Annotated in this window: 13 protein-coding genes; 4 read left to right on the top strand and 9 right to left on the bottom strand. The window is 70.5% G+C overall.

The annotated features are described in order from the left end of the window. Positions 1-3 precede the first annotated feature (3 nt). The 4 genes from TSO221_RS11125 to TSO221_RS11110 form a co-directional block, all read right to left on the bottom strand. Entirely contained in the window at positions 4-1806 is a 1803-nt protein-coding gene (locus tag TSO221_RS11125; RefSeq protein ID WP_247878002.1) for a DUF294 nucleotidyltransferase-like domain-containing protein, read from the bottom strand. Positions 1807-1921: 115 nt separating this feature from the next. After that, positions 1922-3640: a cation acetate symporter gene (locus TSO221_RS11120; protein WP_109118561.1), complete on the bottom strand. Its 1719-nt coding sequence runs from the start codon at positions 3638-3640 to the stop codon at positions 1922-1924. Then, complete coding sequence (locus TSO221_RS11115; protein ID WP_109118560.1) at positions 3640-3942, bottom strand: DUF485 domain-containing protein; 303 nt, start codon at positions 3940-3942, stop codon at positions 3640-3642. The genes TSO221_RS11120 and TSO221_RS11115 overlap by 1 nt, the downstream gene beginning before the upstream one ends. Positions 3943-4172: 230 nt before the next feature. Beyond that, positions 4173-4631: a DUF1178 family protein gene (locus TSO221_RS11110; RefSeq protein ID WP_109118559.1), complete on the bottom strand. Its 459-nt coding sequence runs from the start codon at positions 4629-4631 to the stop codon at positions 4173-4175. A 119-nt stretch (positions 4632-4750) separates the two neighbouring features. On the opposite strand from TSO221_RS11110, the gene TSO221_RS11105 reads away from it, so the two are divergent. Together TSO221_RS11105 and TSO221_RS11100 are read left to right on the top strand one after the other, a co-directional pair. Beyond that, on the top strand, positions 4751-5347 hold the full coding sequence (locus TSO221_RS11105; RefSeq protein ID WP_199229446.1) for a methyltransferase domain-containing protein: 597 nt from the start codon (positions 4751-4753) through the stop codon (positions 5345-5347). Between the two features lie 107 nt (positions 5348-5454). Further along, complete coding sequence (locus tag TSO221_RS11100; protein WP_109118557.1) at positions 5455-6858, top strand: glycosyltransferase 87 family protein; 1404 nt, start codon at positions 5455-5457, stop codon at positions 6856-6858. Here the strand turns inward: TSO221_RS11100 and TSO221_RS11095 are convergent. From TSO221_RS11095 to TSO221_RS11080, 4 genes are all read right to left on the bottom strand, one after another. After that, positions 6855-7685 carry a carbon-nitrogen hydrolase family protein gene (locus TSO221_RS11095; protein ID WP_109118556.1) on the bottom strand — a complete coding sequence of 277 codons (831 nt, stop codon included), beginning with the start codon at positions 7683-7685 and terminating at the stop codon, positions 6855-6857. The genes TSO221_RS11100 and TSO221_RS11095 overlap by 4 nt on opposite strands. Continuing rightward, on the bottom strand, positions 7685-7945 hold the full coding sequence (gene grxC, locus TSO221_RS11090; protein ID WP_109118555.1) for a glutaredoxin 3: 261 nt from the start codon (positions 7943-7945) through the stop codon (positions 7685-7687). Before grxC ends, TSO221_RS11095 begins: the two co-directional genes overlap by 1 nt. A 78-nt stretch (positions 7946-8023) precedes the next feature. Beyond that, positions 8024-8761, bottom strand: coding sequence for a ComF family protein (locus tag TSO221_RS11085; protein WP_199229445.1), 738 nt, complete (start codon positions 8759-8761; stop codon positions 8024-8026). A gap of 11 nt (positions 8762-8772) precedes the next feature. Further along, positions 8773-9039, bottom strand: coding sequence for a flagellar biosynthetic protein FliQ (locus TSO221_RS11080; RefSeq protein WP_109118554.1), 267 nt, complete (start codon positions 9037-9039; stop codon positions 8773-8775). A 99-nt stretch (positions 9040-9138) separates the two neighbouring features. Here TSO221_RS11080 and TSO221_RS11075 point away from each other — a divergent pair, with 99 nt between their 5' ends. Beyond that, positions 9139-10038, top strand: a complete 900-nt coding sequence (locus TSO221_RS11075; protein ID WP_109118553.1) for a methyltransferase domain-containing protein — start codon at positions 9139-9141, stop codon at positions 10036-10038. 76 nt (positions 10039-10114) lie between these two features. Beyond that, entirely contained in the window at positions 10115-10321 is a 207-nt protein-coding gene (locus TSO221_RS11070) for a hypothetical protein (RefSeq protein ID WP_109118552.1), read from the top strand. Positions 10322-10410: 89 nt separating this feature from the next. Here TSO221_RS11070 and TSO221_RS34935 read toward each other — a convergent pair whose 3' ends face one another. Continuing rightward, positions 10411-11442, bottom strand: coding sequence for a hypothetical protein (locus TSO221_RS34935; RefSeq protein ID WP_146208769.1), 1032 nt, complete (start codon positions 11440-11442; stop codon positions 10411-10413). Positions 11443-11670 lie beyond the last annotated feature (228 nt).

Below are 11670 nucleotides of genomic sequence, written 5' to 3'. Positions count from 1 at the left end.
CGCTCAGTGCATGTTCAGATGGAAGTGGTAGGAGACGAACTCCTTGAACGCCTTCACCAGGGCCAGGCAGTCGTTGAACTGGTCGCGGTCCAGTTTGGTCATCTCGGCCGGGCGGACGGTGTTGTCGATCTTCACCTCGTGCGCCGCGTCGATGCGCGCCTTGAGGCGCAGAGTGGACAGGAAGGTGAAGGCCTCGGCCAGCTCGCCGGCCAGCTTGCGGTCGAGCACCCGCTTGTCGGCCAGCGCCCAGATCCGCTCGACGGTGTTGGTCTCCGTCATGTGCTTCTCCAGCGCCAGCGCGCGGATGCCGTGCACGATGGGGAAGATGCCGGCCTTCTTGATGTCGATGGGCTGGGCGCCGCGGCGGTCGAACAGGGTGGAGAACAGGCCCGACGGCGTGTCGAACGCCAATGTCGGCCGCGCGAAGTGCGAGAAGAAGCCGGAGTTGTCCGACAGCCGCGCCATCAGGTACCCCCTGGCCTCGTCCAGCAGCCCGGTGTCGCCGGCCACCGCCGCCGCGTCGTAGAAGATGGCGAGGTTGAGCTGCGCCGCCTCGTCCGGCCGGTGGATCCAGTTGAAGATGGCGTCCTTGTAGGCGGAGAGGGACTTCGTCCACTCCGGGTTCGACACCATGATGTTGCCGGGACACGGCGGGTAGCCGAACTCCTCCAGGTGGCGCGAGAAGTCGGCGGTGATGCGCGGCAGATCCGGGCACTCGTAACCGTCGCGCAGGATCAGGCCGTTGTCCTGGTCGGTCTTCAGCAGCTGCTCGCCGCGCCCTTCGCTGCCCATCACCAGCAGGCAGGAGTTCGCCAGCAGGTCGGGCGGCGCCACCAGCTCGAACAGGCGGCGGAAGATCTTGCGGTTCAGCTCGGTGACGAGGTCGGCGATGAAGGGAACCCGCACGCCGGTGACGTGCAGCGTGCGGATCAGGCCGACCGTGTCGGCGCTGGCCTTGCGCAGGTCTTCCGTGCTCTCCGCGCGGTCGACCTGCAGCGCGATCACCTGGCTGTGGTTGGACAGCGCCGAGAGCAGGTCGATCTGCTCCAGCAGGCCGGCGATCTTGCCCGCCTCGGTGATGACGATGCGGCGCACCGAGTGCTTGGTCATCAGGATCAGCGCGTTGAACAGCAGTTCGTCGCGGTCCAGTTCGATCAGCTCGTAGCGCGCCAGCGGCCCGACCGCCGTGGTCACCGGCAGCCCGTCGAGCACCACGCGGTCGCGCAGGTCGGTGCCGGTCAGGATGCCGGTGCGGGCGCCGTCGCGGACCAGCACGGAGCTGGCCTGCTGCGTCTTCATGGCGAGCGCCGCGTCGCGCAGCGTGGCCGACGCCTCGACGTAGACCGGCGGGTGCAGGTAGGCCTCGCGCACGCGGGCCATGGTCAGCGCCGCCATCTCGCGGTTCGAGCGCTCGTTGGCCGCCGCGCGCAGGCGCTCGGCGAAGGCCTCGCAGATCAGCTCGCCGAAGGCGGGGTTGGCGCGCGCCAGCTCGACCAGGACCGGGCGCGGCAGCAGGTGGCAGACCGTGTCCTCGGCGGCCACGAAGCTGTGGTTCGGGCTGCGGCCGAACAGCGCGCGCAGGTCGAAGCTGTCGCCGGGGCCGAAGGCGGCCGCCGTTTCGCCGTGGTGGCGCTCCTGCACAAGGCCCTTCTGCACGATGAAGAGGCAGTCCGCCGCCTCGTCGCGGGCCAGCACGGGCGTGTCCTTGGCGTAGACGCCGATGTCGAGCGAGCGGGCAAGGGTCGTGCGCTCGTCCGGCGTCAGCCGGTCGAAGGGAGGCACGGCGAAATCGAACGCTTCGGGCAAGACCGTCTCCGCACGCTGCAGGCGAAACAAAAAAGCGCCCCAAGACCAAGTCTTGGGGCGCCGCAGAGGTTACACCACGTTCCCGACGTGCGGAAGCGGGTGCGACTTTCTGTACTTAGTGGGCCGAGGCGCCCTCCGCACCCAGGCCGGTCTGGGAACGGATGTACTGGGCGTCGAAGGCGCGCTGCTCGTCCTTGGCCGCCTGGCTGTTGTCGGTGATCGAGAAGAGCCAGATACCGACGAAGGCCAGGGTGATCGAGAACAGGCCCGGGTTGTCGTACGGGATGATCGGGGCCGGGTTGCCGAGCACCGACTTCCACACGGTCGGGCCGAGCACCAGCAGGACGATCGCCGAGATCAGGCCGAGCCAGCCGCCCATCACGGCGCCGCGGGTGGTCATGCGCTTCCAGAACATGCTCATCAGCAGGATCGGGAAGTTCGCGGACGCCGCGATGGCGAAGGCGAGGCCGACCATGAAGGCGACGTTTTGGTTCTCGAAGGCGATGCCCAGGAAGATCGAGACGATGCCGATGATCACCGTGGTGATCTTCGACACGCGGATCTCGTCACGCTCCGAGGCGCGGCCCTTGGCGAAGACCGAGGCGTACAGGTCATGCGACACGGCCGAGGCGCCGGCCAGCGTCAGGCCGGCCACCACCGCGAGGATGGTCGCGAAGGCCACCGCCGAGATGAAGCCGTAGAACAGGCTGCCGCCCACCGCGTTGGCGGTGTGGATGGCCGCCATGTTGGTGCCGCCGGTGATCATGGCCGGGGTCACCTTGCCGCCCGCCGCCGCGACCTTGGCCGCGTCGAGGAACGGGAAGGCGCCGCTGGCGTCCGGGCTCAGCAGCAGCACGATGGCGCCGAAGCCGATGGTGAAGGTCAGCAGGTAGAAGTAGCCGATGAAGCCGGTGGCGTAGAACACCGACTTGCGGGCCTCCTTGGCGTCGGCCACCGTGAAGAAGCGCATCAGGATGTGCGGCAGGCCGGCGGTGCCGAACATCAGCGCCATGCCCAGCGAGATCGCCGAGATCGGGTCGGTGACCAGCGCGCCCGGCTGCATGATCTTCAGGCCGTTGGCGTGCACCTCGGTGGCGCGCTTGAACAGGGCCTCCGGGCTGAAGCCGAACTTGGCCAGGATCATGATGGCCATGAACGAGGCGCCCGAGAGCAGCAGCACGGCCTTGATGATCTGCACCCAGGTGGTGGCGAGCATGCCGCCGAAGGTCACGTAGGCGATCATCAGCACGCCGACGATGATGACGGCGTACAGGTAGTCCATGCCGAACAGCAGCTGGATGAGCTTGCCCGCGCCCACCATCTGGGCGATCAGGTAGAAGGTCACCGTGGCCAGCGAGCCGCAGGCGGCCAGCGTGCGGATCGGCGTCTGCTGGAAGCGGTAGGAGGCGACGTCGGCGAAGGTGTACTTGCCGAGGTTGCGCAGGCGCTCCGCGATCAGGAACAGGATGATCGGCCAGCCGACCAGCCAGCCCACCGAGTAGATCAGGCCGTCGAAGCCGTTGGCGTACACCAGGCCGGCGATGCCGAGGAACGAAGCGGCCGACATGTAGTCGCCGGCGATGGCGAGGCCGTTCTGGAAGCCGGTGATGCCGCCGCCGGCCGCGTAGAAGTCCTTGGCCGACTTGGTGCGGCGGGCAGCCCAGTAGGTGATGCCGAGCGTCGCGAGCACGAAGATCGCGAACATGACGATGGCTTCGTAGTTCGTCGACTGCTTGGTGACCGCGCCTTCGACGGCGGCGGCCAGGGCGGCGGTGGGCAGCAGGGCGCCGGCCGCCGCGGCGGCGGCGCCGAAGCGCGTGAAGATGGACCGCATTACTTCGACTCCTCCAGGATCTGACGGTTCAGCTCGTCGAACTCGCCGTTCGCCCGGCGGACGTAGATGCCCGTCAGGATGAAGGCCGAGACGATGGTGAACACGCCGATCGGAACCCCCCAGGTGGTGACGCCCGAACCGATGGGCGTGCCCAGGAACTGCTTCCCGAAGGCCACCAGAAGGATGAAGCCGAAGTAGATGACGAGCATGATCACCGACAGCGTCCACGCGAACGCGGAGCGCTTGGCGATCAGCTCCTGGAACTTGGGATTGTCGAGAATTCTTTGTGCGTTTGCTTGCATCGTGCGTCCCCTCGCGAGTGCCAGAGAGCTTTGTTGGAATCGTTTAAGACACTCGGCGCGTATGGTCTTTGCAACACACCGCCCCGTCAACCTTTTTGATGCCGACGCAAACTAAAAAGCCGCTTGACGGAGCGGGCAAGGGGCGTTCCTGACGATAGGCCCGCCAAGCAATCGACCGTATGGATCGACGGCACGCAAACGAGAACGCTATTCGGGAGCGTATGGACCGGTCAGGAATTGGTGCGCGGCAACCAGGGGATGCGATGTATTGTCACACCCTCGTCCTTGAGCTCGGCCACGTCTTTGGCGCTGGCTTCGCCATAGATTCCGCGAGGGTCGGTCTCGCCGTAATGGATGCGCCGCGCCTCTTCGGCGAAGCGGTCGCCGACGTAGTCGCAGTTCTCTTCCACTGCGCGCCGCAATTCGCCCAGTTGCTGCAGCACCTCGGACTGCAACGCCACGGCCTTCTCGTTCCCACCCTCCGGAGCGGGGACCACCTTGGCGGGTTCGGCGGGCTCGCCGCGGCGCTTGGCGATGCGTGGTGCCATCGGGGCCTTGCCGACCTGCGTGTCGCCGCACAGCGGGCAGGCGATGGTGCCGGCCGCGGCCTGCGCGTCATAGGCGGCGCCGTCGCGGAACCAGGCCTCGAAGCGATGGTCGGAGGCGCATTTCAGCTCGAAGAGGATCATGTCCCCTCGGAAATCCCGATGTTGCGGCGGTGTGGACGGCCTATAGTTCAAGCACGCCGGCCCGGCCCCGTCAAACGGTTGGAACACCAAGCCGGCATGTTGGGAATATGGGAAGAATCATGGGCGAATCACACCCGCACGCCGTCCTGCAGGCCGCTTCCGCCTGGGTCGGGCGGTTCGCGCCGCTGGTGCCGGCCGGTGGGCCAGTGCTCGACCTCGCCTGCGGGTCGGGACGGCACCTGCGGCTGTTCCACCGCCTGGGGCACCCGGTGCTGGGCATCGACATCGACCTGCGCGGCGTCGCCGACCTCACCGGCACGCCGGGCGTCGAGCTGCTGGCCGCCGACCTGGAGCAGGGCAACCCCTGGCCGCTGCCGCCGGACCGGCGCTTCGCCGGCATCGTGGTGGCGAACTACCTGCACCGCCCGCTGTTCCCCCGCCTCCTGGACGCCCTGGCGCCGGGTGGGGTGCTGCTCTACGAGACCTTCGCCATGGGCAACGCCCGCTTCGGCAAGCCGTCCTCGCCCGGCTTCCTGCTGCGCCAGGGGGAACTGCTGGAGGTGGCGCGCGGCCGGCTGCAGGTCGTTGCCTATGAGCATGGCGAGGTCGCCAGCCCGCGCGCTGCGGTGGTGCAGCGGCTGGCCGCCGTCGCCGATCTGGCGCCGGGGCAGGGCCTGGACGGCGATCCGGAACCGCGCCCGCTGCCGGCGCGTTGAACCCGGCCCGGAGCCAGGCCCAGACCCGGGCCCAGACCAAGCATTGAAACGAAGCGGAAAACCGGTAAAGCTTTCGGGGTGATTCGCTCAATCCGAACGAGGCGGTGATGGACGGCGCCGGGATGCACCGGGAGGCGGCGGGCGATCGGCCGCGCGGCCGTGCCGGAGCCGTCGGCCATGTCCTGCGGGCTAACTGGGGCTTGGCGCTGTGGATCCTCGCCAACCTCGGCATCGCCGCGCTGGCGCTGTTCAAGCCGCTGCTGCCCGCCACCCGCGGCTTCATCGCCGCCAGCCTGGACTGGTGGGCGGGAGAGCCGCTGTACGACAGCGCCGCTCCACTGCTGCACCTGCCCGCCTCGGCGATCCTGTTCAGTCCCTTCGCATGGCTGCCGCCGGTCGCCGCCGACCAGGTCTGGCGCCTGCTGTCGGCGGCGGTGCTGACGCTGGCGGTGTACCGCGCGGCCCGCTTGCTGCGGCCCGACGATGGCGGACGCGTCGCGCAGTACGTGCTGGCGCTGGCCATCCCCGCCGCCACGCTGGACTTGCTGCTGGGCCACTGGGAGTTGATCGCGCTGGGGGTGCTGCTGCACGCCGCGGTGGACGTCGCCATGCGCCATGACGGCCGCGGCGGGCTGATGCTGGCGCTGGCGGCGGCGCTGAACCCGGCGGCGCTGGTGCCGGCCGTGCTGCTCGGCGTGGCCTGCCCGCGCATCCTGCCCTGGCTTCTGGTCGGGCTGGCGGCGGTGCTGCTCGGGCCGTTCCTGCACGCCGATCCGGCGTACGTCGCCCGCCAGTACACCGAACTTCTCGCGGCGCTGCCGCAGGCCGCCGGCGGCTTCGACCTCACCGCGACGCTGGAGACTCTGGGGTGGGCGTACGCGCCGCTAACCGGTGTACGCGTCGCCGCCGCTCTTGCCGCTCTCGTGGCGGCGGTGCTGGCGTACAGGCGCCTCGACCGGCCGTCGGCGGCCTTCGTGGCGCTGATGCTGGGGACGCTGTGGGTGCTGCTGTTCGATCCGCGGACCACCGGCGGCACCTACGTGGCGCTGGCGGTGCTGGCCGGTCTCGCCGCCTTCGTCGAGCACGCCCGGCGCCCGCTGTCGGCACTGCCGGTGCTGCTGGGGGCGCTGGCGCTGGTGCTCGGCATCCACCTGCTGGGCGACTGGATCAACCGGCCGACGCAAGGCTGGCTGCGGCAGGCGCTGGCACTGGGCTTCGCCGGCTACGTCGCCTTGGTGATCGCCTCCGCCCGCCCCCTCGCCGACCCGCCGCCGGAGCCGGTGCACGTCCACACCTGGTGGCCCAACCGGGTGGCGGTGGTGCTGTGCGCGCTGACGGTGCCGGCGTACGGCCTGTACCGCATGGCTACGGCGTCGTCGCTGCGCACCCGGCTGTCCAGCTTCGACACCACGGACTTCCTGATCCTGGTGGTGTCGCTGAACGTGCTGGCCTTCGCGCTCGTCACCGCGGCCGGGCCGGTGCTGGCCTGGATGCGCGGGCGGCGGACCTAGGACTTCACCACCTCGAACGGCCGGTCGTGGCGCAGCGACGGCACCATGCCGCGCGCCTCCGCCACCTGGTCGAGGTCGAGGTCGGCGGTGACGAAGCCCACCTCCTCCCCCGCGTCGGCCAGCACCTCGCCCCACGGGCTGATGATGAGCGAGTGGCCGTAGGTCCTGCGGCCGGCGTCGTGCGCGCCGGTCTGCGCCGGGGCGAGAACGAAGCAGCCGGTCTCGATGGCGCGGGCGCGCAGCAGCACGTGCCAGTGCGCCTGCCCGGTGGGCACCGTGAAGGCCGCCGGCACCGTGATCAGCGACGCACCCGCCTGCGCCAGCGCGCGGTACAGCGCGGCGAAGCGCACATCGTAGCACACCGTCATGCCCAGCCTGCCCCATGGCGTAGCGGCCAGCACGGCGTGGTCGCCGGGGCGGAAGGTGGCGGATTCGCGATAGCTCTCGCCGCCCTTGAGGTCGACGTCGAACATGTGGATCTTGTCGTAGCGCGCCGCGACCCGCCCCTGGCCGTCGAACAGAACGCTGCGGTTCGCCACCCGCCCGTCGTCCAGCAGCACCCCCAGCGAGCCGGCGAGCAGCCACGCCCCGGTCTCGCGCGCCAGGTCGGCGAAGAACGGGATGCCGGGGTGGTCGGCTTCCGGACGGACGCGGGCCAGCACCTTGTCGCGGCCCTGCACGATCATGCTGACGTTCTCGGGCGTGGCGATGAAGGACGCGCCGGCGTCGCGGGCGCGCCGGATCAGGTCGCCGGCGGCCGTCAGGTTCTCCGCGATCTCGGTGCCGGCGTTGACCTGGACGCAGGCGACCCGCAGCGCGCCGCCCATCACGCGAGACCCAGCACGGGGTCGAGCTTGCCAGCGCGGTCAAGTGCGTGGATGTCGTCGCTGCCGCCGTACGGCTTGCCGTCGATGAAGATCTGCGGGACGGTGGTGCGACCCTCGGCGCGCTGGATCATCTCGTCACGGCGGCCGGGGTGCATGTAGAGGTCGACCTCCTCGTACGCCACGCCCTTGGAATCGAGGAGCCGCTTGGCGCGCGAGCAGTAAGGGCAGAACGGGGTGGTGTAGATGACGACGTCGGCCATGGTCGGCGGATCTCCGGGTCTGTTCCTTCGCTTATATGATGCAACCGCGCGGCAGAACCAGGGTTTCGGGGGCCCGAGTCACCCCTTCACCACGCGCGCCAGCGTCAGCACGTCCACCCGTTCGGCGCCGGCGCGCCGCAGCACCCGGGCGCATTCGCCCACGGTGGCGCCGGTGGTCAGCACATCGTCGACCAGCACCACGCGCTTTCCCTCCACCGCCCCCGTCCGGCGCAGCGCGAAGGCGCCGGCCACATTGCGCTGCCGCCCGCCGCGGTCCAGCCCGCCCTGCGAGCGGGTGCGGCGGCGGCGCACCAGCAGGTCCGGCGCCACCGCCACGCCGGACGCCCGCCCGGCCTCCCGCGCCAGCAGCGCCGCTTGGTTGTAGCGCCGCAGGAACAGCCGCCAGCGGTGCAGCGGCACCGGCGCCAGCAGGTCGGCATCGGCCAGCAGCTCCGCCCCGGCGCGCGCCAACCAGACCCCGAACGGCTTGGCGGCGTGCGTGCGATCGCCGTGCTTGAATCCCAGCAGCAATGGCCGGCTGGCATCGTCGTACACCAGCACCGACCGGGCGCGGGCGAACGGCGGCGGCGACGCGATGCAGGCGCCGCAGAGGGTTTCGCCCTCCACCGCGTACTCGAACGGCAGGCCGCAGCAGACGCAGGCCGGTGGTGCGATGAAGGTCAGCGCCGACCAGCACGGACCGCACAGGCCTCCCTGGCGGTCCACCGCGGTACCGCAGGACAGGCAGCGCGGCGGCAGCAGCGCATCGAGGGCGGCCAGCGCGATCCGGCCCAGCGCCGCCATGGGGAGCGCCATCGGGACCGTCCTCAGGGCAGGTTGGCGATGCGGTCGAAGATGACCATCGTGTAGTCCCTCAGCGCGATGATCATCGCCGGGATGGTGGCGAACAGGATGGCGAAGGTCGCCGCCATCTTCAGGTTCTGCTGGATGGTCTGGTCGTTGATCTGGGTGACCGACTGGAACAGCGTCACCACCAGGCCGATGGCGGTGGTGATCATCAGCGTCGGGAAGGTGATCTTGATGATGACCATCAGCGCCTCGATGGTGGCGGCGATGGCGTCCTCGATGCCCATGGCCAAGGCTCCGCTGCGGCTCGCGGCGGCACTCTAGCACGCCGGCCGATGCGTGCCGAATGTTGTGCGCGCGCCCGGCTGGACTATATTGCGGACATCATGAGCCAATCCGACACGATGACCGTCTTCGACCGCGCGCTGGTGCGCCGGCACCGGGACCGCGCCGCCCCCGCCTTCGCCGAACACGGCTTCCTGTTCGGGGAGATCGCCGAGCGGCTGACCGACCGCCTGCTCGACATCAAGCGCGACTTCCCGGTGGCGCTCGACCTGGGATCGCACGATGGCGCTATGCGCCGGGCCTTGGCCGGGCGGAAAGGGATCGAGACGCTGGTCGCCGCCGACCTGTCGCCGGCCCTGGCGGCCCGCGCCGGCTCCCCGGCGGTCGCGGCGGACGAGGAGTTCCTGCCCTTCGCTCCGGCCAGCGTCGATCTGGTGGTCAGCAACCTCAGCCTGCATTGGGTGAACGACCTGCCGGGAGCGCTCGTCCAGATCCGTCGGGCGCTGAAGCCCGACGGTTTCCTGTGCGCCTCCATGCTCGGCGGTGAGACGCTGGTCGAGCTGCGCCACTGCCTGATCGAGGCGGAGCAGGTGGTGTCCGGCGGCATGAGCCCGCGCGTCTCCCCCTTCGCCGATGTGCGCGACGCAGGGCACTTGCTGCAGCGCGCCGGCTTCGCGCTGCCGGTGGTGGACAGCGACACCATCACGGTGACCTACAGCGACGCCTTCGCCCTGATGCGCGACCTGCGCGGCATGGGCGAGACCAACGCGGTGCTGGCGCGCCGCACGGTGCCGGTCTCCCGCACCCTGCTGTTCGAGGCGGCGCGCCTGTACGCCGAGCGCTTCGCCGAGCCGGACGGCCGCATCCCCGCGACTTTCCAGATCCTCTACCTCGCCGCTTGGGCGCCGCACGAAAGCCAGCAGCAGCCGCTGCGGCCGGGCAGCGGGCAGGTTCATCTGGCGGATGCGTTGAAGGGGGCGGGCCGCGCAGGGACCGATTGATCCCGCGGCCCTTTCCAGCATGGCGGGCAGGCCGGAGTGATGGCCGTCACAGATGGTTCCGCGACAATTATCTAAAATGCATTCCATCATCCAGCCGATGGAGCCCGCCATGCACGCCGCGCCGTTCGATATCCCGTCCTTCCAGCCGATGCTCCCGGCCCAGCCCGCCGAGAACGACGCCGACGCGCGTCTCGTCAAGGAGGTGTTGGCGACGTTGTGGAGCCTGCTGACGCGGCCGGACGCGGAAACGGAACTGCGGCCGGACGCCGCCCGGCACGGTTGATCCCCTTCTTTCCGGGCACCGGGGCGAGTGCCCGGCACTGAGCCCCCGTGGCGCATGGCCGACGCCCTGCGCCACGGGGGATGCTCTTGTCAGCGTGCCGGAGCCGCGCCGTCGCCGGACGCGGGAGCCGGAGCGGCGGCTTCCGGCGCAGCCGGCGCCGACGTGGGCGTGGCGGGCGGTTCCGCGGCCGGGGCGGCGCTGGGCGTGGGAGCGGGCTCGGCCGCCGTGATCGGAGCGGGTGCCGGCTCGGCGGGCAGTGCAGCCGGCGGAGTGGATGCCGGTGGTTCCGCTGGTGTGACCGGCGCCGGCGCGGCAGGTTCCGCAACCGGTGCGGGCGCGGCCGGGGCCGGCGCAATGGGCGGCGTCGCTTCGGCCGGTGGTGCGGCCGGAGCCGGCGGTTCCACAGGAGCCGGATCCGCGGCCGGTGTCGAAGCGGCGGCCGGGGCCGGAGCGGTGACCGCTTCCGGAGCGGGCATGGCGGGCGGTTCCGGGGCAGCGGCGGGGGCCGCCGCCGGTGTCGGTGCGGGAGCCGGTTCCGGAACGGGAGCCGGCACCGGGGTGGCGGCCGGTTCCGCAGTGGGTACCGGCGCGGGAGCCGGTGCCGGGGCCGGAACGGCGACGGGAGCGGGCTCCGGAGTGGGAGCAGGAGTCGGCACCGGTGCGGCAACCGGTGCGGGGGCGGCGGCGGGTGGCTTCGCGGCCTCGGCGGCGAGCGCGGCAGTGACGCAGGCGGCCAATCCGTCCAGCGCCTTGCGGGTGCCGGCCAGCGGGAAGGCGGCGTTGACCGCGCCGGCGCGGATGGTGAGCACGCGGCCGTTGCGCAGACCCCCGACCATCTCGGACATCGTGGACAGATCAAGGACGATCCCCTCGCCGGCCACCACCGGCGCCGCGACCGGGTTGCCGCTGCCCTTGTCGACGGAGGCGCGGACGGTCTCGGTGCCGCCGGCCGGCAGCGTCCATTTCGGGTGCCGGGCGCCGAGCGTCAGGGCGCGGTTGCGGTCCTGTGACAGGGCGAGGACGCCGCCGCCGTCGGTGCGGGTGGCCGTGCAGCGCGCGAAGCGGCCATCGGCCCCGGTGACGCGGCTTCCGCTCCACCCCTTGGCGCCATCGAGAACCACGGGTTCGACGCCCTGTGCCAACGCCGTCCCGGATACCGTCGCCAGGAGCATGACGCACCAGAAAGCCGCGCTTTGTCTCATAAGCCGATACTCCCTTAGGATTTCTCTAAAGTGGTATCGAAGCCATCGCGCCAAGTCAAAGGCGGCCCATCCAATTGCCAAGGCACGGGAAACGCCTTGTCTTCGCGCCGTGGAGAACGGGGGTGCCACTCTGCCCTGCAGGCCTGT

Origin of the sequence: Azospirillum sp. TSO22-1 (genome assembly GCF_003116015.1) — a bacterium.
GTDB lineage: Bacteria > Pseudomonadota > Alphaproteobacteria > Azospirillales > Azospirillaceae > Azospirillum.
The sequence above is the reverse complement of the archived record's forward strand: the minus strand, read 5'-3'. Positions and strand labels throughout refer to the sequence as shown.